Source organism: Kineococcus gurbantunggutensis (genome assembly GCF_050871925.1).
GTDB lineage: Bacteria > Actinomycetota > Actinomycetes > Actinomycetales > Kineococcaceae > Kineococcus.
This window is the reverse complement of sequence record NZ_JBJLSG010000016.1, coordinates 34,076-58,191: the sequence shown is the minus strand read 5'-3', so window position 1 is coordinate 58,191 and position 24,116 is coordinate 34,076. Positions and strand designations below refer to the sequence as shown.

Sequence of the window (24,116 nt, the reverse complement as noted above, 5' to 3'; positions counted from 1 at the left end):
GCCGCGCGGGGGCGCCGGCCCCCCGAGGCACCCGCCCCCCCCCCCCCCCCCCCCCCCCCCCCCCCCCCCCCCCCCCCCCCCCCCCCCCGCCGCCCCGCCCCCCCCGCCCCGCCTCCGCCGGCGGCACCGCCTCGTCCAGCGCCAGCCGGCGGGCCAGCTCCGTGATCGTCTCCTCCAGGTGCCGCGCCCGGCGGTAGGAGGAGACGACGAAGCCCAGGAACGCGATCACCAGGCCGTACAGCAGCAGGTCGGTGCCGCGGCCCACCCCCACGGCGTTCGCGGCCGCCGTCACCGCCCCCGGCAGCAGGATGCTGGCCACCGCCAGCGCCACGAGCACCCCCAGCAGCAGGCGGCGCACCGCCTGGTGGCGCGCGCCCGCGGTGCTGCGCACCAGCAGCGCGCCCACCACCAGCACGGTCGCGATGAGCAGCACCTGGATGAGCAGCACGAGGACCTCCGGGCCCGGCCTCAGCCGAGCAGCGTCTCGACGAGGATGTTGACGCTGTTGAGCAGCGACTGGCCCTTGGAGCGGGAGTAGTCGGTGTACAGCACCTGCACCGGGTGCTCCGCCCACCGCAGCCGCGCCCGCCCGACCTGGGCGACGATCTCGCTGGCGTGCGCCATCCGGTTGTGCGTGATGCGCAGCTCCCGCGCGCCGCGGCGCGAGAGCACCCGCAGGCCGTTGTGCGCGTCCGTCAGCCGCACCCCGGTGGAGCGGTTGGTGTAGACCACCGCCGCCCGCAGCACCGCCCGGCGCAGCGGGTCCAGCTCGGTGCGCTCGTCCAGGAAGCGCGAGCCGAACACCACGTCCAGGTCCTCGGCGTGCAGGCGCCGCACCATCGCGGCGGCGTCCTCCACGCGGTGCTGGCCGTCGGCGTCGAAGGTGACGACCGAGTCGGTGCGCTCGTCGCGCAGCGCGTACGCCAGCCCCGTCTGCAGCGCCGCGCCCTGCCCGAGGTTCACCGCGTGGCGCACCACCACCGCGCCCGCCGCCTCCGCCGCCTCCGCCGAGCCGTCCCGGCTGCCGTCGTCGACGCACACCACGTTGGCGAAGGTGCCCAGCAGGTCGGCCACGACGCCGCCGACCACCCGCGCCTCCCGGTACAGGGGCACCACGACCCAGGTGCCCGGGTGGCGCGCGGCGGCGGGTGCGGGCTCGGGGGCGCGCCCGGGCGTGCGCTCAGGCGTGCGCTCGGGGGCGCGCTCGGGCGCCGCGGCGGGCGCGTCGGCGCGGGGCGGGTGCAGGCTCAACGTCTCTCGGCTCTCGGGCGGCGGCTGACGCCCCCCATGATGACGCGCGCCGGCGCGCGGCGGGCACGACCGGCCGCACCGGGCGCGTCGGGGAGGATGGCGCGCGTGGAGACCCGCGCGTGAAGGACCTGCTCAAGACGGTGCGCGACCTGCTCGCGCTGCTGCCCGCGGGCAGCTCCCGCTTCGTCGTCGCCTACTGCGCGGCCCAGGCCCTGCTGTCGGTGCTCGACGTGCTGGCCCTGGGCCTGCTGGCGGTGCTGCTGCCCGCCGCGGTCGCCGGCGGCGGGCGCCTGGGCGTGGCGCTGCCCGGCGTCGGCGCCGAGGTCGGGCCCGCCCAGCTCGTCGCGCTGATCTGCGTGGCCAGCGCGCTGCTGGTGCTCAAGAGCGTCGCGCAGCTGTTCCTGGTGCGCTGGGGCGTGGTGCGCTTCGCCCGGCACGAGGTCGACGTCGCCGACCGGCTGGTGCGCGCCTACCTGTCCGCCTCCTGGGCGTACCGGCTGCGGGCCAGCTCCGCGCGCGCGGTGCGCACCGTCGACGAGTCCCTCAACCAGTCCTTCAACGGCTTCCTCATGCCGTTCTCCAGCCTGGTCGCCGAGGTCGCCACCCTCGCCGCGGTGGGGGCCGTCGTCCTCGTCGCCGCCTGGCAGACCGCGCTGGTGGCGGCCGTCTACTTCGGGCTGGTGGCGGTGCTGCTGTACTCCGTCATCGCCCGCCGCGCCGCCGCCGCCGGGCGCACCGCCACCTCCGCCAGCGTGGAGACGATCCGCCTGGTGCAGGAGTCCTTCGCCGCCGCCAAGGAGATCGCCCTGCGCGGGCGCGGCGAGCAGCTCGCCGGCGTGGCCCGCGACGTGCGCACCCGCAGCGCCCGCGCCCGCGGGATGGCGTTCTTCTACTCCGTCGGCCCGCGCTTCGTGCTCGAGGCGGCGCTGCTCGGCGGCTTCCTCGTCGTCGGCGGGGTGGCGGTGCTCACCCAGGGCGTCACCGAGGCCGTCTCCGCGATCGGGCTGTTCGCCGTCGCCGGCTTCCGCGTCGTGCCGTGCCTGACGCGCCTGCAGTCGGTGTTCGCCACCATGCACGCCCACGAGCCCAACGCCCACGAGGTGCTCGAGGCGCTGCGCGACACCGGCGCCACCGCCGCCGACCCGCCCGCGCTGCCCGGCCCGGTGCCCGAGCGCGACCCCGGCGCCGGCCCCGTCGCCGTGGACGTGCGCGGCGTGAGCTTCACCTACCCCGGCGCCGCGCGCCCCGCCCTGGACGGGGTGTCCCTGCACGTGCCGGCCGGGGCGCGGGTGGCCGTCGTGGGGCGCTCCGGCTCGGGCAAGTCCACCCTCGTCGACGTCGTCCTGGGCCTGCTCGTCCCGCAGTCCGGCGAGCTGCTCGTCGACGGCGAGGCCGTGCGCGGGCCCGCCGGCGGCTGGCGCGGCCGGGCCGGCTACGTGCCCCAGGACGTCGCGCTGCTCGACGCCGACGTCGCCCGCAACGTGGCCCTGAGCTGGCGCGACGAGGACGTCGACGAGCCGCGGGTGCGCGAGGCGCTGGCCGCCGCGCAGCTCGCGCAGGTCGTGCAGGACCTGCCCGACGGGGTGCGCACCCCCGTGGGGGAGCGGGGCCTGCGCCTGTCCGGCGGGCAGCGCCAGCGCCTGGGCATCGCCCGCGCCCTGTACGCGCGCCCGCAGGTGCTCGTGCTCGACGAGGCCACCAGCGCGCTGGACGCGGCCACCGAGGCCGCGGTGACCTCCACCGTGGCGGGCCTGCGCGACGTCACCGTCCTCGTCGTGGCGCACCGGCTGGCGACCGTACGCGACTGCGACGCCGTGGTCCTGCTGGAGGACGGGCGCGTGGCCGCCGTCGGCTCCTTCGAGGAGGTCGTCGCCGCCGTGCCCGACTTCGCCGTGCAGGCGCAGCTGTCCGGGCTGGCCTGAGCGCACCGGGGCGCGCCGGGCCGGGCGGGCCCGCCCGGCCGGTAGGGTCGCGCTCCGTGTCGCCCCTGGTCCGCATCGCCACGCGGACGTACGCGCCGGACGTGGGGGCCGCGCCGTTCCGGCTGCGCGCCCTGGCCCGCGCGCTCGTCGCCGCCGGCTGCGAGGTGGAGGTCCTCACCGCCGCGCCCCGCGGTCCCGTCCCGCCCGAGGACCCCGGCGTGCGCACCCGCCGCGCGCCGGTGCTGCGCGACGCCGACGGCGCCGTGCGCGGCTACCTGCCCTACCTCAGCTTCGACGTGCCGCTGACCGGCCGGCTGCTGCTGGGCCGGCGCCCCGACGTCGTCGTGCACGAGCCCCCGCCCACCACCGGACTGGCCACCCGCCTGGCGGGCCTGGCCCGCCGGGTGCCGTACGTGTCCTACGTGCCGGACGTGTGGTCGCTGGGCGCGGTGGCCGCCGGCGCGCCGCGGCCGGTGCTGGCGGCGCTGCGCACCGCCGAGGCCACCGCCCTGCGCGGGGCGGCGGCCGTGCTGGCCGTCACCGCCGGCATGGCCGAGGAGGTCGTGCGCGCCGGGGTGCCGCGCGGGCGCGTGCACGTGGTCGGCAACGGCGTGGACGTGGAGGTCTTCCGGCCCGCGCCCGCGCTCGCCGCCGAGCCCGCGGCGCCCGCGGCGCCCGGTCTGCGCGCCGTCTACAGCGGCACGATGTCCGAGTGGCAGGGCGCGGAGGTGTTCGTGCGCGCCTTCGCCGAGCTGACCCGCACCGACCCCGCCGCCCGCCTGGTCATGGTCGGCGGCGGCGTGGACGCCCCCCGGCTGCGCGCGCTGGCCGCGCGGCTGGCGCCCGGCGCGGTGGAGCTGCCCGGCACCGTGCCCCCGGAGCGGGCCGCCCGCCTGCTCGGCGAGGCCGACGTGGCGCTGGCGTCCCTGGTGCCCGGCAGCGGCTACGACCTCATGGCGCCCACGAAGGTGGCCGCCGCCGCGGCCTGCGGCACCCCGGTGCTCTTCGCCGGCACCGGCAGCGGCGCCGAGGTCGTGCGCGGGCACGACCTGGGCGCCGTCGTCGCCCACGACCCGGCGGCCGTGGCGGCCGCGCTGCGCACCTGGCCGCGCCCGGACGCCGCCCGGCGGGCGCGGCTGCGCGCCTGGGCCGAGGAGCACGGCTCGCTGGCCGCGGCGGCCGAGCGCGCCGCCGCCGTCGTGCTGCGCGCCGCCGGGGCGGGCGGGGCGTGAGCGGCGGCGCCGCGCGCGCCTGGGAAGCTGGCGCCGTGCCCGACGCCGACGAGCCCGCCGAGGACCGCGAGACCCCCGCCGGCGGGGTGGTGGCCGTGGTCGTCGCGCACCAGCGGCGCGAGCTGCTGCTGGCCGCGCTGGCCGCGCTGGCCGCGCAGACCCGCCGCCCCGACGCGGTCGTGGTGGTGGACAACGCCTCCACCGACGGCACTTCCGCCGCCGTGGGCGCCTTCGCCGCCGGGCCGGGCGCGGGCCTGCGCGTGGACCTGGTGCGCCTGGAGCGCAACACCGGCGGCGCCGGCGGCTTCGCGGCCGGGCTGGCGCGCGCCCTGCGCCGGCACGCCGCGGAGCTGGTGTGGCTCATGGACGACGACACCGTCCCGCGCCCCGGCGCGCTGGCCGCCGCGCTGGCCGCGCGCGAGCGCACCGGCGCCGTCCTCGTCGCCAGCCGCGTGGTGTGGAGCGACGGGCGCGACCACCCGATGAACACCCCCCGCCCGCGCCCGGGCGCCTCGCGCGCCGAGCGCGCCGCGGCCGCCGCGGCCGGGTGCGTGCCGATCCGCTCCGCCTCCTTCGTGGCGCTGCTCGTGGAGGCGGCGGCGGTGCGCGCCTCCGGGCTGCCGCGCGCGGCGTTCTTCCTGTGGAACGACGACTTCGAGTTCACCACCCGCCTGCTGCGCCGCGCCCGCGGCGTCTACGCGCCCGCCAGCGTCGTGGAGCACCGCACCCGCGCCTTCGGCGGCACCGACGCCGACCCCGGCGAGCGCTTCCGCTTCGAGGTGCGCAACAAGGCGTGGCTGTTCACCCGGTACCGCACCCTGGGCCCGGGCGAGGCCGTGCTGTACGGCGGCGCGACGCTGCTGCGCTGGGCGCGCACCGCGCGCGGCTCCTCCGCGCGCGCGGTGCTGGCCCGGGGCCTGGTGCGCGGGCTGGCCGAGGCCGTGCGCGCGCCGGCGCCGACCGCCGAGGTGCTGGCGGGGCTGGGCCCGGTGAGCGAGGACGTGGCCGCCGTGGAGGCCGCCGCGCACCGGGCCGTGTCCGCCGCCGCGCGCCCGGCCGGGCGCGTGCAGCCGGCCGCGCCGCTGCCGGAGGGCCGGCTGCCCGCGTTCTCGGTGCTGCTGCCGGTGTGGGCCGGCGACGAGCCGGCGCAGGTGCGCCGCGCGGTGCGCAGCGTCACCGCCGACCAGCGGCTGCGCCCGGACGAGCTCGTGGTCGTGCGCGACGGGCCGGTGCCGGCGCCGCTGCAGGCGCTGCTGGACGAGCTGGCCGCCGGCGGCGCGCACGGCGTGCCGGTGCGCCCGGTCCCGCTGGAGCGCAACGTCGGCCTGGCCCGCGCCCTGGAGGCCGGCCTGGCCGCCTGCGCGCACGACGTGGTGGCCCGCATGGACGCCGACGACGTCAGCCTGCCCGAGCGCTTCGCCCGCCAGCTGCCCGTGGTGGCCGCCGGCGCCGACCTGGTGGGCACCGGCCTGTGGGAGATCGGCGCCGACGAGGACGACGTGGTGGGCCGGCGCACCCCGCCGACGGGGGAGCGCATCGCCGCCTACGCCCGCTTCCACGACCCGTTCAACCACCCCAGCGTGGTCTACCGCCGCTCGGCGGTCGCGGCGGCCGGCGGCTACCGCGACCTGCCGCTGATGGAGGACTACTGGCTGTTCGCGCGGATGATCGCCGCGGGGGCGCGCTGCGAGAACCTGCCCGAGCCGCTGGTGAAGTACCGCGTGGGCGCCGACGCCGCGGCCGGCTCCTACGCGCGCCGCGGGGGGCTGCGGCTGTGGCGCTCGGAGCTGGCGCTGCAGCGCCACCTGCGCGCCGAGGGCTTCACCACGCCCGCGCAGGCCGTGCGCAACGTGCTCGTGCGCGGCGGCTACCGCTTCGTGCCGGCCCGGGTGCGCACCCTGGCCTACCGCCGCTTCATCGCCCGCTCGCGCCCGGAGCAGCTGCCCCGGTGAGCGCCGCGACCACCGCGGGCCCGGGGGAGTGGGCCGCCGCCGCGCCCGTGCTGGCCCTGGCCGTCGCCGTGCTCGTGCTGCCCGGCCTGCTGGTGGGGTGGGCGCTGCGGCTGCGCGGGGTGCTGCTGGCGGCCTGCTCCCCGGCGCTGACGCTGGCCGTGCTGGCCCCCGCCGCGCTGGCCGCGCCCGCCGCCGGGCTGCGCTGGGGCCCGGCGACGGCGGCGGCGGCCACCGCGGCGGCGGCGGCGCTGGCCGCGCTCGCCGGGCGCGCCGCCCCGCGCGCGCTGCGCCGCCGGACCCCCGCACCGGCTCGGGACCGGGCGGCGGGGCGGGACCGGGCGGCGGGGCAGGGCCGGGCGGTGGCCGCGCTGGTGGCCGGCGCGCTCGCCGGCACCGCGCTGGCGACGGCGACGGCGGTGCGCGCGCTGGGCCGCCCGGACGTCGTCTCCCAGGGCTTCGACACGATCTTCCACCTCAACGCGGTGCGCTGGGTGCTGGACACCGGCAGCGCCTCCCCGTTCGACGTGGTGCGCCTGACCGACCGCGAGGTCGGCGGCTTCTACCCCTCGGCCTGGCACGGCCTGGCCGCCCTGGTGGCCGGGCCCACCTCCCCGGTGCTGGCCGCGAACGCGCTGGTCGTGGCCGTGCCCGGGGTGGTGTGGTCGCTGTCGGCGGGGCTGCTGGTGCGCGCGCTGCTGGGCCCGCGCCCGCTGCCGCTGCTGCTGGCGCCCGTGCTCGCGCAGGGGTTCGTCGCCTTCCCCTGGTACGTCGACCGCGGCGGGCTGTGGCCGTTCGTGCTGGGCACCGCGCTGGTGCCGGCGGTGCTCGGCGCGCTGGCGCTGGCCGCCGGGGCGCGCGGCGCGCCGGGGGAGGCGCTGCCCGGCGAGCGCCCGCGCGCGCTGCTCGTGGCGGCCGCGGCCACCGGCGCCTGCGGGCTGGCGCACCCCGGCGCCTTCTTCGTCGCACTGCTGCTGGCGGTGGTGCTGGCCCTGGTCTCGGCGCTGCCGGGGCTGCTCTCGCCCTGGCGCGGGGACGGCGAGCAGCGCGCGGTGCTGCTGGTGACGGCGCTGGCGGTGGCGGCGGTGGCCACCGCCGTGGTGGTGGCCTGGCCCTCGCTGCGCGGCATGGCCGCGGCGGACTGGCCGGCCACCCGCAGCACGGCGCGCGCGCTGGGCGAGGCGGTGCGCGGGGCGCCGGCGGGCTCGGGGGCGAGCTGGCTGGTGGGGGCGCTGGTGCTGGTGGGCGCGGTGCGCGCGGCGACCCGGCGGCGCTGGCGCTGGCTGCTGGTGGGCCACGTCGTCGTCGGCGCGCTGGACGTGCTGGCCGCCTCGGTGGACTCGCCGCTGTCCTCCCTGCTCACCGGCGCCTGGTACAACGACCGCGGCCGGCTGGCCGCGAGCCTGCCGGTGACCGGCACCGCCCTGGCCGTGCTGGGCACCTGCTGGGTGGCCGCCGCGGCCTCCCGCGCCGCGCGCTCGCCGGCGCGCGCGCGCCGCGCCACCGCCGGGCTCGCCGCGCTGGTGGCCCTGCTCGCGGCGGTGCCGCAGGTGCGCGGCAACGCCGCCCAGCTGGCCAAGTCCAACGTCGAGGCCGCCGAGGACCCGCGCAGCTCCCTGGTCACCCTGGCCGAGCAGCGCTTCCTGGAGGACCTGCGCCGCTGGGTGCCCGAGGGCGACGTGGTCGCCGGCACCCCGTGGGACGGCAGCGGCTTCGCGTACGCGCTCTCGGGCGTGGAGGTGCTCTACCCGCACCTGCGCGGCAAGTACCCCGCCGACTGGGTCTTCCTGGCCGACCACCTGCAGGACGCCGGGGTGGACCCGGCGGTGTGCCCGGCGCTGCAGCGGCACCGCGTGCGCTGGGTGCTCGACGACGGTCAGCTGTGGCGCCCGCCGCGCCTGGAGCCGGCCGGGTACACCGCCTTCCGGCTCTTCCAGGGCCGGCCCGGCTTCGAGGAGGTCGCCTCCGGCGGCGGGGCGGTGCTGTACCGGATCACCGCCTGCGGCTGAGCGCGCCGCGCCGACCGCCGCGACCGCCGCCGGGACCGCCGCCTGACCCGCCGCCGCGCCCGCGCCGGTCCCCACCGCGCCGCCACGGGACCGTCACCGGACCGCCACGCTTCGCCCCCGCGCGGCGGCGGCGGGCTGGCGAGCCTTGCCGTGGCCCCGGCGGCGGCCCGTTACCCTGAGCGGCATCATGCCTAGGTACAGCTCGTCGCAGCAGCACGCCCCCGCCCCCTCGCGCGGACGTCGGGAGGCGCGGTGAACGTCGACCTGGTCGTCGTCGGGTCCGGCTTCTACGGCCTGACCGTCGCGCGGCGGTGCGCCGAGGAGCTCGGCCTGAAGGTGCTCGTGCTCGAGCGCCGCGCGCACATCGGCGGCAACGCCTACTCCGAGGCCGAGCCGACCACCGGCATCGAGGTGCACCGCTACGGCGCGCACCTGTTCCACACCTCCAACGAGCGCGTGTGGGAGTACTGCAACCGGTTCACCCGGTTCACGAACTACGTGCACCGCGTGTACTCCACGTACCGCGGCGAGGTCTACCCGATGCCGGTGAGCCTGGCCACGATCAACCAGTACTTCCGCAAGGCCATGTCCCCGGCCGAGGCGCGCGCCCTGGTGGCCGAGCAGGCCGGCGAGGTCGACACCGCCGGCGCCGACAACTTCGAGGACAAGGCGATCTCGCTGATCGGGCGCCCGCTGTACGAGGCGTTCTTCCGCGGCTACACCGCCAAGCAGTGGCAGACCGACCCGCGCGAGCTGCCCGGGGAGACGGTCACCCGCCTGCCCGTGCGCTACACGTACGACAACCGGTACTTCAACGACACGTACGAGGGCCTGCCGGTGGACGGCTACACCGCGTGGCTGGAGCGGCTGGCCGACCACCCGGGCATCGAGGTGCGCCTGGAGACCGACTTCCTGCGCGACGGCGACTTCTCCCGCGACGCCGTCGTCGGGCGGGTGCCGGTGGTCTACACCGGCCCGGTCGACGAGTACTTCGGCAACGCCGAGGGCGAGCTGACCTGGCGCACGCTCGACTTCGAGCAGGAGGTGCTGCCGGTGGGCGATTTCCAGGGCACCCCGGTGATGAACTACGCCGACGAGGACGTGCCCTACACGCGCATCCACGAGTTCCGGCACTTCCACCCCGAGCGCGACTACACGCGCGACGCCACCGTGGTCGTCAAGGAGTACTCCCGCTTCGCGCAGCGCGGCGACGAGCCCTACTACCCGGTGAACACCCCCGCGGACCGCCGGCGCCTGCTGGCCTACCGGGACCTGGCCCGGGGCGAGGACGGCGTGCTCTTCGGCGGCCGCCTGGGCACCTACAAGTACCTCGACATGCACATGGCGATCGGCGCCGCGCTGTCGACGGTGGACAACAAGCTGGCCCCGCACTTCGGCGGGAGCTCGAAGCTGACGAGCGGCGGGGTGGACGCGTGAGCACGACGCTGGTGGAGCTGCCGGGCGCGACCTGGCGCACGGTGCACCGGGTGGTCCTCCCGGTGGACGCCGACGCCGACGACCTGGCGCTGTACGTCGACTACGACTCGGCGGTCTCCACGCCGGGCGCGGTCGGCGGCGGGCGCCCCGGCGACGACGCGGACTCCCTGGGCGCGGCCCCCGCTGCCGCCGGGAGCGGGCCCTCGGCGCTGGCGGTGCGCACCGAGGGGCGCGCGGAGAACGTGCGCGGCCGCCGCGGCCTCGTCGTCGACGCGCGCACCCGCGTGTCCTTCGGCACCTACTTCAACGCCTTCCCCGCCAGCTACTGGCGCCGCTGGACCACCGCGAGCGCGGTGCGCCTGCGGGTGGAGCTGGCGGCCCCCGGCACCGTGACGGTCTACCGCTCCAACGCGCGCGGCCTGCGCCAGCGCGTCTCGGCCGCCACCGTGGCGCCCGGGCGGCCCCTGGTGGCGGACCTGTCGCTGGCCGCCTTCGGCGACGGCGGCTGGTACTGGTTCGACGTGGCGGCCGGCGCCTCCGACACCGCGCTGGTGAGCGCGGAGTGGCAGGTGGCCGAGGAGGTCCCGGCGCCGGCGTCGACGCTGTCGATCGCCGTGACGACCTACAACCGCCCCGACTACTGCCTGGAGCTGCTGCGCACCCTGGCGGCGGCCGAGGACGTGCGGGCCGTGCTCGACCACGTCTACGTCATGGACCAGGGCACCCAGCTCGTCGCCGACGAGCCCGGCTTCGCCGAGGTCGCCGCCGCGCTGGGCGACCAGCTGCGCATCGTCCGCCAGGGCAACCTCGGCGGCTCCGGCGGGTTCTCCCGCGGCATGCGCGAGACGCTGCGCGCCGGCGTCAGCGACCACGTCCTGCTCCTGGACGACGACATCGTCCTGGAGCCGGAGGGCGTGCTGCGCGCCCTGCAGTTCGCGCAGGCGTGCCGCACTCCCACCGTGGTCGGCGGGCACATGTTCGACATGTTCGACCGCAGCGTCATGCACTCCTTCGGCGAGCGCATCGACAAGTACCGCTTCTTCTGGGGCTCGGTGCCCGGCGTGTACGAGCGGCACGACCTGTCCGCGCAGAACCTGCGGGCCACGCCGTGGATGCACAAGCGCGTCGACGTGGACTACAACGGCTGGTGGATGTGCCTGATCCCCGTGGCGGTGCTGCGCGAGGTGGGCCTGTCGCTGCCGGTGTTCATCAAGTGGGACGACGCCGAGTTCGGCCTGCGCGCCGGCGAGGCCGGGTTCCCCACGGTCAGCCTGCCCGGCGCGGCCGTGTGGCACGTGTCCTGGACGGACAAGGACGACGGCACCGACTGGCAGGCGTACTTCCACGAGCGCAACCGCCTCGTGGCCGCGCTGCTGCACTCGCCGTACCCGCGCGGCGGGCGCATCTTCCGCGAGTCCGTCTTCACGGACGTCAAGCACCTGATCTCCATGCAGTACTCCACCGAGGTGCTGCGGCTGATGGCCCTGCAGGACGTGCTCTCCGGGCCGGAGCACCTGCTGGCCACGCTGCCCACCCGCACCGCGGAGGTGCGCCAGGCGCGCAAGGCGTACCCGGACGCGCGCACCTCCACCGACGTGGAGGCGTTCCCGCGGGCGCACCAGCGCAAGCCCCCGCGCAAGGGCAAGGAGCCCACCTCCCCGAACCGCTACACGCTGCTGCCGTGGGCGGCGGCCGTCGTGGCGCGCCACCTGACCGCACCGGCCCCCGAGGCGCTGGAGCGCCCGGAGAAGCAGGTCGCGGCGATGGACTCCACCTGGTGGCGCCTGGCGCACTACGACTCCGCCGTGGTCTCCACCGCCGACGGCACCGCCGCGGCCTGGTACAAGCGCGACCCGCGCGAGTTCCGCAGGCTGCTGGCGCGCAGCGCCGAGGCGCACCGCCAGCTGTGGGCGCGCTGGGACGAGCTGGCCGCGGCGTACCGCGGGGCGATGCCGCGCTTCACCTCCCCGCAGGCGTGGGACGGCGTGTTCGAGGCGAGCACCGTCCCCGCGCCGCAGGCGCAGCCGGCGACCGGTAGCGCCGCCGGGCAGGACGCGGGCCGGGCCGCCGGGGAGGCCGCGCTGTCGGGCGCGGGCGAGGAGCGCTGAGCGGGGTGGTCGCGGGCTCGCCGGGGGCGGCCGGGCACCGCGCGGGCGAGGACGACCTCGAGGGCTTCACCGTCCCCGGCCGCGGGCGCGGGCTGCTCGACGTCCTGGAGCGGCGCTACCTGCTGAAGCTGCTGGTCCGCAAGGAGCTGCGGGTGCGCTACCAGGGCTCGTTCCTGGGGCTGCTGTGGAGCTACGTCAAGCCCGCCGTGCAGTTCTGCGTCTTCTACTTCGCCCTGGGCGTGTTCCTGCGCCAGGGCGACGCCATCCAGGACTACGCGGTCTACCTCTTCTCCGGCATCGTCGTCATCAACTTCTTCTCCGAGACGTTCGGCAACGCCACGCGCTCGGTGGTGGGCAACGCGCCGCTGGTGAAGAAGATCTACCTGCCGCGCGAGCTGTTCCCCGTCTCCAGCGCGTGGGTGGCCGCGGTGCACTTCCTGCCGCAGCTGGTGATCCTGCTCATCGGCACGCTGGTCTCCGGCTGGCGGCCCACGGTGACGCAGCTGCTCGGCGGGGTGCTCGGCTTCGCGACGATCGCGCTGCTGGCGGTGGGCCTGGGGCTGTTCTTCGGCGCCGTCAACGTCCTCTTCCGCGACTTCGAGAACATCGTCGACCTCATGCTGCTGGTGGTCACCTGGACCTCCCCGGTGCTCTACCAGTGGAGCCAGGTGCAGCAGCAGGTGCCCGGCTGGCTGTGGGAGGTGTACCAGCTCAACCCGGTGACCACCGCGGTGGAGCTGTTCCACTTCGCCTTCTGGTTCGGGGCCACCGAGGACCGCCCCGGGCTGCCGGTGGCGACCATGCCCCCGCACGTGCTCTGGTACGGCCTGCTGGGCCTGGCCGTCTCCCTCGTCGTGCTGGCCGTGGGCCAGTTCACCTTCCGGCGGCTCGAGGGCCGCTTCGCGCAGGAGCTCTGAGGCGTGGGCACGACCACCGGGACCCGCAGCACCGTGCGGGTGGAGGGCGTCAGCAAGCTCTTCCACCTGCGCCACGACCGCAGCCTGAAGCAGCTGGCGATGTCCGCCGTGCGCGGCAAGGACCTCGGCAACACCTTCTCCGCCCTGGACGACGTGAGCCTGCGCGTGCACGAGGGGGAGGCCGTGGCCCTGCTGGGCCTGAACGGCTCGGGCAAGTCCACGCTGCTCAAGCTCGTCTCCGGCGTCATGAGCCCCGACTCCGGCCGGGTGCTCGTGCGCGGGCGCATCGCCGGGCTCATCGAGGTCGGCGCCGGCTTCCACCCGGACCTGACGGGCCGGGAGAACGTCTACCTCAACGCCGCGATCCTCGGGATGGACGAGGCCACCACCGCGCGGCGCTTCGACGACATCGTGGCGTTCAGCGAGATCGAGCGCTTCATCGACACCGAGGTGAAGTTCTACTCCTCCGGGATGTTCCTGCGGCTGGCCTTCGCCGTCGCGGTGCACACCGACCCGGAGATCTTCCTCATCGACGAGATCCTCGCGGTGGGCGACGCCCCGTTCCAGCAGAAGTGCCTGGCGCGCGTGCGCGAGCTGCGCGACGAGGGCCGCACCCTCGTCATCGTCAGCCACGACCTGGACATGGTCGAGAAGCTGTGCGAGCGCGGCGTCGTGCTGGAGCGCGGCCGGGTGGTCGCCGACGAGGACATCCACTCAGCCGTGGGACGGCTGCGGACGTGAAGGGACCCATGGACCAGCAGCAGGAGGAGCGCGCGGCCGTGGCCGGCGCGGACGGGCCCCCCGAGGGCCCGGTGCCGACGACCGCCGAGCTGCGCCTGATGATCGCCGCGCAGCGGGCGCTGTCGCAGCCGGCCACGGTGCGCACCGCGCAGCTGATGAGCCTGGCCGGCGAGCACGCCGCGGTGTGGATCGCCGGCGGCGCGCTGGGCGCGCTCGTCGACGCCCCGCGCCGGCGGCGCTGGGTGGCGGCCACCGCGACCGTCGTGGCCGCGCACGGCGCCAGCGTGGTGGTCAAGCGCCTGACCCGCCGGGTGCGGCCCTCGCACCCCGACGTCACCGTGCGCGCCGGCACGCCCAGCCGCTGGAGCCTGCCGAGCTCGCACGCCACCTCCACCGCGGCCGCCGCCGTGGCCTTCGGCACCCTGGTCGGCCGCGGCCGCCTGGCGCCGCTGGTGCCGGCGATGGCCCTGTCGCGCATCGTCGTGGGCGTGCACTACCCCAGCGACGTCGCGGCCGGTTCCGCGCTGGGCGCGACCGTGGCCCTGCTGGGGCAGCCGGTGGCCGAGCGGCTGCTCGGGGAGCGGCGCGCGTGAACGCGGCCACCGGGCTGCTGAGGACCGCGCGCCCGCGCCAGTGGGTCAAGAACGTCCTCGTCGTCGCCCCGCTGCTGCCCGCGGGCGCCGCGCAGCTCGACGCGCACGCCTTCACCGGCGCGGCCATCGCCTTCGCCGCCTTCTGCGTGGTGGCCAGCGCGGTGTACCTGGTCAACGACGCCAAGGACGTCGAGGCCGACCGCGCCCACCCCAAGAAGCGCTTCCGGCCCATCGCCGCCGGCGTGGTCTCCCCGGGCACCGCGTACGCGGTGGCCGTGGCGCTCTTCGCCGTGGGCCTGGCCGGCTCGGCGCTGTGGGACTGGGACCTGTTCACCGTCATGGCCGTGTACGCCGCGATCCAGCTCGCGTACTGCTTCGGCATGAAGCACGAGCCGGTCGTGGAGCTGGCCAGCGTGGCCTCCGGCTTCCTGCTGCGCGCCCTGGCCGGCGGCGTGGCCGCCGGCATCCCGCTGTCGTCGTGGTTCCTGCTGACCACCGCGTTCGGCTCGCTGTTCATGGCCGCCGGCAAGCGCTACGCCGAGGCGCGCCAGGGCGAGGCGACCGGGCGGCAGGTGCGCCGGGTCGTGCAGAAGTACACCCAGACGTACCTGCGCTTCGTGTGGACGCTGTCCGCCACGGTGCTGGTGACGGCCTACTCGCTGTGGGCGTTCACGGTGCTGGAGGAGAACAGCCCGCGCTGGGCGGTGGTCTCGGTGGTGCCGTTCGTGCTGGCGGTGCTGCGCTACGCGGTGGACGTGGACCGCGGCGAGGCGGAGGAGCCGGAGGAGCTGGCGCTGCACGACCGCGTGCTGCTGGTGCTGGCGCTGGCGTGGGTCGCCGTGCTGCTGCTGGCGGTGTACGCGTGAGCGGGGAGCCGATCGCGGAGGGGCAGCCGGGCGCGGGCGGCACCGGCCGCCTGGGCGCGCTGCTGCGCCACCACCGGGTGCAGGAGGTGCTGCGCTTCCTCGTCACCGGCGGCGCCGCGTACCTCGTCGACGTGGCCGTCTTCAACCTGCTGCTGCTCGGCTTCGGCGTGGACTCGGTGTGGGCCAAGGTCGTCTCCAGCGTCTTCGCCATCGCCGTGGCCTTCCTCGGCAGCCGCTACTACACCTGGCGCGACCGCCGCTCGGAGCACCCGGTGCGCGAGTACGCGGTCTTCGTCGTGCTCAGCGTGATCGCCGCCCTGCTGCAGGTGGGGTGCCTGTGGGTCTCGCACCACCTGATGGGGCTGACCTCCCCGCTGGCGGACAACATCTCCTCCAACGTGGTCGGCATGGCGCTGGCGACGGTCTTCCGCTTCCTGACGTTCCGCTCGCTCGTCTTCCCCGACCGCTCGTGAGGCGCGGGGCGGCCCGGTCCGCCCTGCGCTGGGCACCCCTGGGCCTCGCGCTGGCCTGGTCCGCCGTCGTGCTGGCGACCGGGGTGGGCACCGAGGCGTGGCAGCCCGGGTACGACCTGGCCGTCTACCGCGACGGCGCCGCCGACCTGCTGGCCGGGCGCGACCCCTACGCCCGCACCACCGGGCGCGGGCACTTCTTCGTCTACCCGCCGGTGGCGGCCGTGCTGTTCCTGCCGCTGCTGCTCGTACCGCCCGGGGCCGGCCTGCTGCTGTGGGACGCGCTCCTCGTGCTGGCGCTGGTGGCCGGCGGGCGCCGGCTGCTGCGCGCCGCGGGCGCGCCGGCGGCGCTGGTGCCGGCGGCGCTGGCGCTGGTCGTGGTGAGCGACCCGTTCCGCGAGGCCCTGGTGCTCGGGCAGGTCAGCCCCCTGGTGGTGCTGGCGCTGGTCGGCGGGACCGCGCTGGCGCGGCGCTCGCCGGGGGTCGGCGGGGCGCTGACCGGGGCGGCCGCGGCGGTGAAGGTCACCCCGGCGCTGGTGCTGCTGCTGGCCGCGGCGCGCCCGTGGCGCAGCTTCGCGCTGCGCGTCGCGCTCGCCGGCGCCGCGCTGACCGCCGTCGGCGCGCTGGCCGCCCCGGCCTCCTGGCGCAGCTACTTCCTGGACCTGCTGTGGCGCTCGGGGCGGGTGGCGCCGGCGGGCACGACGAGCAACAACTCCCTCGCCGGGGCGCTGGCCCACGCCGGGGTGCCCGCCGGCGCGGCCGCGCCGGCCGGCACGGCGGCCGGGCTGGTGCTGGTGGCCGCCGTGCTGGTCGTCCTGCTGCGCCGCGCGCGCGCGGACGAGCTCGCGGACGGGCCCGCGGGCGCGCGGGCCCCGGGCGCGGGGGAGGCGCTGCGCTGGGGGCTGGTGGTGAGCCTGCTCAGCTGCCTGGTCAGCCCCGTGACGTGGAGCCACCACGCGCTGGCGGCCCCGCTGGCCGCCGTCGCGCTGGCGGCGGCCTCCTCCTCCGGGGCGGTGCGGGCGGTGGCGCTGGCGGCGCTGGTGCCGTGGCTGCTGCCGGTGCTGCAGTGGGCGGCGGCCGCCGGCGGGGCGGGCACCGCGGCGGGGGTGCTCACCGCGCTGACCCGGCCGCTCTCGGCGCTGGTGCTGGTGGGGCTGCTGCTGCCGCGCGGACGGGGCGGCCCCGGCGGGGCGGCCGTCACGGGAGGGTCACGAGTGGCCGGAAGCGCTTGACGGTGCGTCATCACTGACCAACGATCGGTTGTCGTGCGACGTCGACGCCTCCTGCCCGCCGCCCTGAGCGCGGGCATCCTGCTCACCGCCCTGCCCGTGGCCACCGCGACCACCGCCCAGGCCGCCGAGACCTTCCCCGCCCCCGCCTCCGGCTCCTGGACGATCACCGGCCGCGGCTACGGGCACGGCTGGGGGATGTCCCAGTGGGGCGCGCAGTCCCGCGCCGTCGCCGGGCAGGGCTACCGGCAGGTCCTGGAGGCGTACTACCCGGGCACCACCGCCGCCACCCGCGCCGACCGCTCGGTGCGCGTGCAGCTCTCGCGCTTCTCCGGCCCCGAGGTGTTCCTGGAGACCCGCACCGCCAGCCCGCTGCAGGTCGGTGCCCGCACCGTGCCGCAGGGCCAGCGCCTGCGCGTGACCTGGGACGGCACCGCCCTGGTGGGCACCGCGTTCGCGCCGGGCTGGCAGGAGGTGTGGACCGAGCGCTGGAGCGCCCCGCCCGTCGTCAGCGGCGGCGACGGCGTGTGGGTCGAGCGCCTGGACGGCTCCGGCAACCGCTACGCCGGCACGATCACCTTCCCGCTGTCCGGGCCCGTCACCCCGATCAACGTCCTGGGCCTGGAGGACTACCTGCTGGGCGTGGTGCCGCGCGAGTCGCCCGCCTGGTTCGCCCCCGAGGCCCTCAAGGCCCAGGCCGTCGCCGCCCGCAGCTACGCGCTGTCCACCCTGCGCCCGGCGGGCTCGGCCTACGACATCTGCGACACCGAGGCCTGCCAGGTCTACCAGGGCTCCGCCTCCCGCACCGCCGACGGCACCCTCACCGACCTGCAGCCCGCCGCCACCACCGCCGCCGTGCGCGCCACCGCCGGGGAGATCCGCCAGTTCGAGGGCGCCGCCGCCTTCACCCAGTTCTCCTCCAGCAACGGCGGCTGGTCGGCCACCGGCAGCAAGCCGTACCTGCGCGCGGCCGAGGACCCGTTCTCCGCGCCCGCGGGCAAGGTCCCGCAGGACACCGTGGCCGGCTGGACCGCGCAGCTGCCCGTGGCCACCGTCGCGCGCGCCTGCCCCGGCGGCGGGCAGCCGCTGGCGCTGTCGGTCACCCGCCGCGACGGCAACGGCCAGTGGGGCGGGCGCATCACCGACCTGCTGGTGCGCTGCACCACCGGCGACGCGCCCCTGTCCGGCTCCGCCGTCGCCCGCTTCTCCGGCGCCCTGCGCTCGAGCTGGTGGACGGTCGTGCCCGGCGGCACCGCGCAGATCGACGCCGCCTGGCGCGCCCTGGGCGGCGACGCCGGCGTCCTGGGCCTGCCCACCTCCCCGGTGTGGGGGCTGCCGCAGGTGGAGGGCTCCTACCAGCTCTTCCAGCGCGGCTCGGTGTACTGGTCCCCGGCCACCGGCGCGCACGCGGTGCGCGGGGCGATCCGCGACCGCTGGGGCGCGCTGGGCTGGGAGAACGGCTGGCTCGGCTTCCCCGCCACCGGGGAGCTCGCCCTGCGCGGCGGCGCCTTCACCGCCTTCCAGGGCGGGTCCGTCTACTGGTCCCCGGCCACCGGGGCGCACGCGGTGCGCGGGGCGATCCGCGACCGCTGGGGCGCGCTGGGCTGGGAGGACGGCTGGCTCGGGTACCCCACCACCGACGAGGTCGCGCTGCGCGGGGGCGCCTTCACGCACTTCCGGGGCGGGTCGGTCTACTGGTCCCCGGCCACCGGCGCGCACGCGGTGCGCGGCGCGATCCGCGACGCCTGGGCCCGGCAGGGTTGGGAGACCGGCCGGCTGGGCTACCCGACCAGCAGCGAGTACGACGTGCCCGGCGGCAAGCGCAGCGACTTCCAGGGCGGCTCGATCACCTGGACGCCGGCGGGCGGCGCGGTCGTCACCGTGCGCTGAGCCCGCCGCGGCCCCGCCCCGAGCGCCCGGTCGCGCCCCGGGCCCCGCGCGGCGCTGACGGGGGCCGCGCGGCCCGTGGCCTACCCTCGGGTACCGCCCGGTCACCGCGGCCGGCGCTCGAGGTGGTGGGTGACGGGTGACGCAGGTGGCTGGCGCGAGCGGGGACCTCACGGGGTCCGGGACCGGCACCGGGGCCACCGCCCCCGGGACCCCGCGGCCCGCGGACGGCGCCCGCGACGCCGTGGTGCGCGGCGGGTTCGCGCGGCTGGGCGCCGTGCTGCTGGCCGGCGCCGTCGTCGCCGGCCTGGTCAGCCTCGCCGTCCAGCGCGTGGCCACCGCCGTGGCCGTGCGCGTCAGCGGGCAGCGCGCGGCCGACGGCTCGGCCGCCTACAGCGCGGTCACCCCCTCCTTCGCCGGCACCGCGCTGGTGACCGCGCTGGTCGTCGTGGCCGTCGCGGCGGTCCTGACCGTCTGCGCGCGCCGCCGCTGGTGGCGCGGCACCGAGGCCGCCGGGGTCGTCGTGCTGTCCGCGCTGGCCACGTGCCTGCTCTCGGTGCCGCTGGCCGGCACCCGCTTCTACCTCGGCGGCAACACCGGCGACCAGCTCTTCCGCACCCAGTTCCTCGGCCGCCTCGCCGACGACTGGCACCTGGCGGACATGAACTACGCCGACCTGCCCTCCTTCTACCCCAGCGGGTGGTTCTGGCTGGCCGGCCGCTTCGCCGCCCTCACCGGCACCCCGGCGTGGGAGGCCTTCAAGCCCGCCGCCGTGGCCACCTCCGCGATCGTGCCCGTCCTGGCGGCCCTGGCCTGGTCGCGCCTGGTGGGACCGCGCCGCGGCCTGCTCGCCGGCCTGGCCACCGCGGCCGTGGGGGTGTACCCCGCGCTGGCCGGGCCGTTCGTGGACGAGCCGTACTCCTGGTGCCTGGCGGCGTTCGTGCCCGTCGTGGCGGTCGTCGCCTGGCGCGCCTTCGGCGACGTGCCCGCCCGCAGCCGGGCCGCCGCGGCCGTCTCCACCGGCGTCGTCCTGGGCCTGGGCGCGATGACCTACACCCTCTACGCCGGCTTCGCCGCGCTGGTGGTGACCCTGGCCTGCGCGCTGCGCTGCGCCGCCGCCTGGCGCGCCGGGGCCGGGCCGGCGGTGCTGCGCACCCGCGTGCCCGCCCTCGTCCTGGCCGGCGCCGTCTCCGCCGTGCTCGCGCTGCTGGTGTGGGCGCCGTACGTGGTGGAGGTCCTCACCGCCGGCGGCGGGCGCGCCGCCGCCCAGCACTTCCTGCCGCTGATCTCCGCGCAGCTGCCCGCCCCGATGCTCGCCCCCACCCCGTGGGGGGCGTTCCTGCTGCTGGGCTGCGCCTGGCTGGTGCTGGCCGCGCGCCGCGACCGCAGCGCCGCCCCGCTGCTGCTCGTCGTCCTCGTCGGCTACGCCTGGTACCTGCTGTCCACCGCCGCCCTGCTGGGCCGCACCACCCTGCTGGCCTTCCGCATGGAGGCCGTGCTCGTGGAGACGATGGCGGTGGCCGGCGCGCTGGGCGCGGCCGCGCTGTGGCGGGCGCTGCCCGCCGCGCCGGCCCTGCTGCGCAGCGGGCGGCTTCCCGAGGCCCGCGCCCTCGTCGCCCTCGCCGGCCTGGCCGCGTTCGTGGTGCCGCTGCAGGCCACCGGCCAGAACCTCAGCCCGCAGATCACCAAGGCCTACACCGACTACGGCGCCGCCGGCGTCAACGCCCTCGGCCAGCGCGACGAGGACCTCGACGGCGCCTGGACCGACGAGGTCCTCGCCGCCGTCGACGGCGCCGCCGCCGCCCACGGCCTGGCGCCGGGGCGGGCCGTGGTGCTCAGCACGTTCTACGAGGTCTTCTCCTTCCGGCCCTACCGCGGCTTCCAGCAGATCACCGCCCACTACGCCAACCCGCTGGCCCGCTTCGACGAGCGCCGCGACGAGGTGGGCTCCTGGGCGGCGGCCACCGGCCCGGCCGACCTGCTGCGCCGGATGGCCGACGGCCCCTTCGCCGCCCCGGACGTGCTGGTGCTGCGCCGCGCCGCCGAGGGCTGGCAGGTGGGGCTGACCCGCGACACCTTCCCCGCCGAGCCCAACGTGCTCTGGACGACGGTGACGTTCGACCCGGCCCTGTTCGACGACCCGGCCTTCACCACCACCGACGTCGGCCCGTTCGTCGTCGTGGGCGTGGACCCCGACGCGCTGGCCGCCGCCGCCACCGGCACCCCGACCGGCACCCCCACCACCGAGACCGCGGCAGGCTGACGACCCTTGCGCTCCACCGCCCCCGCGCGGGGCCCCCTGCCCCTGCTCGCCCTCCTGCTCGGCGCCCTGACCTGCCTGCTGTCGGCGGCGGTGCCGCTGGCGCCCGTCGTCGTCAGCACCCCGGAGGTGAGCTGGCCGAGCGCCGGGCAGCCGGCCACCGGCACCACGGCGCTGTTCATGCCGTACCGGCCGCTGGACATCGCCGCGCAGGTGCCGTGCGCCACCGTCGCCGCGGCCGCCGCCGGCACCGCGCCGGGCGAGCGCACCGTCCTGGTCGCCACCGCCCCCGACGCCTCCGAGCGCGGCCGGACGCGCTCGCTGAGCGTGGAGGTCGCCGGCGGGCGGGTGCTGGTGCGCTCCTCCGGGCGCGACCTGCTCGACGCCGCCGCCGACGACGCCCGCCTGGGCGGCCCCGGCTGCGCGCTGCGGGTGGACGCCGGGCAGGGCGGCACCGTCGTCAGCGCCACCGGTGCCGGTACTCGTGCCGGTGCCGCTGCCGGTGCCGGTGCCGGTGCGGTGGAGCTGGCCCGCGCCGACGGCCTGCCCGTGCCGGAGGTCAGCGCCTTCACCACGGACCTGACCGGCGCGGCCGCCGCCCCCGGCGCGGCGCCGGGCGTGGTGGCGCACCCCGACGCCCGCTTCGAGAGCCGGCCCGGCCCGCTCAAGCTCGCGGTGCTCGGCGCGCACGCCCTGCTCGCGCTGGCCGCCCTCCTCCTGCTGCTGCTGACCGCCGGGCCCGCCCCGCGCCGCGCCCGCGCCACCGCGGGCGCCGCCGCGCGCGCCCGGCCCGTCGCCCTGGACCCCTCCGGGCGGCGCTGGTGGCGCCGCGCCGTCGTGCTCGCCTGCGACGCGGCCGTGGCCGTCGCCCTGGTGGTGTGGGCCGGCGTCGGGCCGCTGCACACGGACGACTTCTACTACGTGCTGGAGGCGCGCAGCCTCGGCGACGGCGGGTACGTCGGCAACGTCGTGCGGTACTTCGACGTGCCGGAGATCCCCTTCACGCTGCAGCAGCTCCTGCTGGCGCTGGTCGTGCAGGTCTCCACGGCGCCGTGGGCGGTGCGCCTGCCCGCCGCGCTGTGCGGCGTGGGCACCTGGCTGCTGCTGACCCGGGTGGTGCTGCCGCGGCTGGTGCAGGCGCCGCCGGTGTGGACGCGGCCGCTGACCGCGGTGGTCCTGCTGGCCTGGTGGCTGCCGCTGAACACCTCCGCGCGCCCGGAGAGCCTGGTGGTGCTGGTCACCACCACCACCCTGGCGCTGGTGCTGGAGGCCGTGGCCCGCCGCCGGGTGTGGCTGCTGGGCCTGGCCGCCGCCACCGCCGGGGTCGCGGTGGGCGTCACGGCCTCGGCGCTGCTGTCCGCGGCGCTGCTGCTCGTGCTGGCCCCGCGCTGGTGGCCGCTGCTGCGCGCCTCGCGCCTCGGGGCGCTGCCCACCGCGGGGCTGCTGCTGGCCTGCGCCAGCGTCGCCTCCCCGGTCGTCTTCGCCGACGCCACCCTGGCCGGGGCCCTGACGGCGCTGCGCGTGCACGACGAGGTCGGACCGAACCTGTCGTGGTGGGAGGAGGCGCAGCGCTACGCGGCCCTGACCGTCGGGGTGGACCCCAACCAGCGCGCGTACTCCCGCCAGGTCGTCGTCCTGCTCACCCTCGTGGTGCTCGTCGGGGTCACCGCCGCGCTGCTGCGCACCACCCGCACCCGCGGCCCGCGCGTGGCGTGGGTGGTGCCCGTGGCCGCGGCCCTGACCGGCTTCGCCGTCCTGGCGTTCTCGCCGACGAAGTGGTCGCACCACTTCGGCGCGCTGGCCGGAGTGGGCACCCTGCTCGCCGTCACCGGGGCCGTGGCCCTGGTGCGCCGCCGGCCCACCCGGTGGGCGTCGCTGGCGCTGTGGGTGGCGGTCGTGGCCGTCGCCGGCGCCGCCTTCCACGGCCCGGACGCGCAGGTGGAGTACTCCGCCTACGGCGTGGAGCCGGAGCTGCCCGAGCTGCTGGGCCAGCCGCTGCTGTGGGCGGCGCTGTCCGGGCTGCTCGCGCTGCCGGTGCTGCTGCACCGCCGCCGGCGCGCGCGGCGGGACGCGGGGGACGGCGCGCGGGACGGCGCGGAAGTCGGCGCGCGGGACGGCGCGGGGCAGGGCCCGGTGCGCGACGCGTGGCCGGAGCTGCCCGTCGCCGCGCTCGCGGTCGTGCTCGCCGCCTCGGTGCTCGCGCAGGTCGCGAGCGTGGCCGTCGCGGCGCGCCAGCTGCGCGGGAGCTGGTCGGTGGCCGCCGACGCGTGGCCGGCGCTGACCGGGGGCTCCTGCGGCTTCCCCGACGCGGCCGTCGCCCTGACCGGGCAGGAGCCCCTGCGGGTGCTGCCCGGCGCCCCCGGTGCCGCGGCCCCGGCCGCGCCCGCCGCGGACGCCGGGCAGGTCGCGGACCTGCCGGGCACCGTGCCCGCCGGTGCGGGCGCCTTCTCCGGCGCGCCCGGCGCGGAGGTGGTCACCCCCTGGGTGGCCCTGGGCGAGCGCAGCACCGCGGACACCCTCGCCTTCGACGTCCTCGGCGCCCCGGCGGCGGTGACGGTGGAGTTCGCCGACGCGGACGGCGCCCCGCTGCCGGTGCCCGCGGTGCTGCCGCCCGGCGACGGCTGGCGCCGGGTGGGCTTCGGCCCCGTCGCCGACGCCCCCGCCGCGGCCGTGGCGGCGCGGGTGCGCCTGCGCGCGGACGCCGCGCAGGAGGCGGACGGGACGGGCGGCGCGGACGGCGCGGCCGCGACGGCCACCGCCGCGGTGCCCGCGGTGACGGGGCTGTACCGCCGCACCGGCGAGCCCGTCTCGGAGGTCGTCGCCCCGGGCAGCACCGTCCTGCTGGACTGGCCGATCGGCCTGCACTTCCCCTGCTACGTCCCGCCCGTCGTGGGCGGCGGGGTGGTGCAGCCCGTGGAGTGGTTCGTGCGCAGCGCCACCTTCGAGGGCACCCCGCCGCTGACGTTCATCGACGGCGGCGGCGCGTACTCCACGCTGCCGGAGGTGGCGACCCTCACCCCGTACCGGGGCTTCCTGCCCGGCGCGCGCTACCGCGAGTGGGGCGACCTGGTGCGCGTGGAGTACGCGCTGCCGCCGGGCCGCTACGACGTGGCGGCCGGGGAGCGCACCGTGCCCGGCTGGGGCTGGTGGGACGGCACCGGGCCCGGCCCCAGCCCGCAGCCGTACCTGGACGGGACCGCGGTGCGGGACTGAGCGGCTGCGCCGACCGGGTGCCCGCGCGGTGC

The 24,116-nt window shown here is 77.8% G+C and carries 17 protein-coding genes; 15 read left to right on the top strand and 2 right to left on the bottom strand.

The genetic code is table 11. From position 1 onward, the window contains the following. Both ACRYR7_RS04960 and ACRYR7_RS04955 read right to left on the bottom strand, forming a co-directional pair. Positions 1-448 (bottom strand): DUF2304 domain-containing protein (locus ACRYR7_RS04960; protein ID WP_432570955.1); only part of this gene is annotated, 448 nt, incomplete at its 3' end. 20 nt (positions 449-468) lie between these two features. Further along, positions 469-1,116 (bottom strand): glycosyltransferase family 2 protein, encoded by a 648-nt coding sequence (locus ACRYR7_RS04955; protein ID WP_432570960.1) that lies wholly within the window; start codon positions 1,114-1,116, stop codon positions 469-471. A gap of 254 nt (positions 1,117-1,370) precedes the next feature. Here ACRYR7_RS04955 and ACRYR7_RS04950 point away from each other — a divergent pair, with 254 nt between their 5' ends. From ACRYR7_RS04950 to ACRYR7_RS04880, 15 genes are all read left to right on the top strand, one after another. Beyond that, positions 1,371-3,173 carry an ATP-binding cassette domain-containing protein gene (locus tag ACRYR7_RS04950; protein WP_432570954.1) on the top strand — a complete coding sequence of 601 codons (1,803 nt, stop codon included), beginning with the start codon at positions 1,371-1,373 and terminating at the stop codon, positions 3,171-3,173. 56 nt (positions 3,174-3,229) lie between these two features. Beyond that, positions 3,230-4,405, top strand: coding sequence for a glycosyltransferase (locus ACRYR7_RS04945; protein ID WP_432570953.1), 1,176 nt, complete (start codon positions 3,230-3,232; stop codon positions 4,403-4,405). 35 nt (positions 4,406-4,440) lie between these two features. Beyond that, positions 4,441-6,357: a glycosyltransferase gene (locus ACRYR7_RS04940; protein ID WP_432570952.1), complete on the top strand. Its 1,917-nt coding sequence runs from the start codon at positions 4,441-4,443 to the stop codon at positions 6,355-6,357. After that, on the top strand, positions 6,354-8,363 hold the full coding sequence (locus tag ACRYR7_RS04935; RefSeq protein ID WP_432570951.1) for a DUF6541 family protein: 2,010 nt from the start codon (positions 6,354-6,356) through the stop codon (positions 8,361-8,363). The genes ACRYR7_RS04940 and ACRYR7_RS04935 overlap by 4 nt, the downstream gene beginning before the upstream one ends. A gap of 252 nt (positions 8,364-8,615) precedes the next feature. Then, a complete protein-coding gene (gene glf, locus ACRYR7_RS04930; protein WP_432570949.1) occupies positions 8,616-9,800 on the top strand; it encodes a UDP-galactopyranose mutase in 1,185 nt (394 codons plus the stop codon). Next, on the top strand, positions 9,797-11,908 hold the full coding sequence (locus tag ACRYR7_RS04925; protein ID WP_432570948.1) for a glycosyltransferase: 2,112 nt from the start codon (positions 9,797-9,799) through the stop codon (positions 11,906-11,908). The genes glf and ACRYR7_RS04925 overlap by 4 nt, the downstream gene beginning before the upstream one ends. 92 nt (positions 11,909-12,000) lie before the next feature. Beyond that, on the top strand, positions 12,001-12,825 hold the full coding sequence (locus ACRYR7_RS04920) for an ABC transporter permease (RefSeq protein WP_432570959.1): 825 nt from the start codon (positions 12,001-12,003) through the stop codon (positions 12,823-12,825). A gap of 3 nt (positions 12,826-12,828) precedes the next feature. Further along, positions 12,829-13,566 carry an ABC transporter ATP-binding protein gene (locus tag ACRYR7_RS04915; RefSeq protein WP_432570947.1) on the top strand — a complete coding sequence of 246 codons (738 nt, stop codon included), beginning with the start codon at positions 12,829-12,831 and terminating at the stop codon, positions 13,564-13,566. 8 nt (positions 13,567-13,574) lie between these two features. After that, entirely contained in the window at positions 13,575-14,159 is a 585-nt protein-coding gene (locus ACRYR7_RS04910; protein ID WP_432570946.1) for a phosphatase PAP2 family protein, read from the top strand. Continuing rightward, positions 14,156-15,025, top strand: a complete 870-nt coding sequence (locus tag ACRYR7_RS04905; protein ID WP_432570945.1) for a decaprenyl-phosphate phosphoribosyltransferase — start codon at positions 14,156-14,158, stop codon at positions 15,023-15,025. Before ACRYR7_RS04910 ends, ACRYR7_RS04905 begins: the two co-directional genes overlap by 4 nt. Beyond that, positions 15,022-15,498: a GtrA family protein gene (locus tag ACRYR7_RS04900; protein WP_432570944.1), complete on the top strand. Its 477-nt coding sequence runs from the start codon at positions 15,022-15,024 to the stop codon at positions 15,496-15,498. Before ACRYR7_RS04905 ends, ACRYR7_RS04900 begins: the two co-directional genes overlap by 4 nt. Further along, positions 15,495-16,727: a glycosyltransferase 87 family protein gene (locus tag ACRYR7_RS04895; RefSeq protein WP_432570943.1), complete on the top strand. Its 1,233-nt coding sequence runs from the start codon at positions 15,495-15,497 to the stop codon at positions 16,725-16,727. The genes ACRYR7_RS04900 and ACRYR7_RS04895 overlap by 4 nt, the downstream gene beginning before the upstream one ends. Before the next feature lie 33 nt (positions 16,728-16,760). Beyond that, a complete protein-coding gene (locus tag ACRYR7_RS04890; protein WP_432570942.1) occupies positions 16,761-18,614 on the top strand; it encodes a SpoIID/LytB domain-containing protein in 1,854 nt (617 codons plus the stop codon). 136 nt (positions 18,615-18,750) lie between these two features. Then, positions 18,751-20,874: an arabinofuranosyltransferase gene (locus tag ACRYR7_RS04885; RefSeq protein ID WP_432570941.1), complete on the top strand. Its 2,124-nt coding sequence runs from the start codon at positions 18,751-18,753 to the stop codon at positions 20,872-20,874. 6 nt (positions 20,875-20,880) lie between these two features. Then, entirely contained in the window at positions 20,881-24,084 is a 3,204-nt protein-coding gene (locus tag ACRYR7_RS04880; protein ID WP_432570940.1) for an arabinosyltransferase domain-containing protein, read from the top strand. The last annotated feature ends 32 nt before the right edge of the window (positions 24,085-24,116 follow it).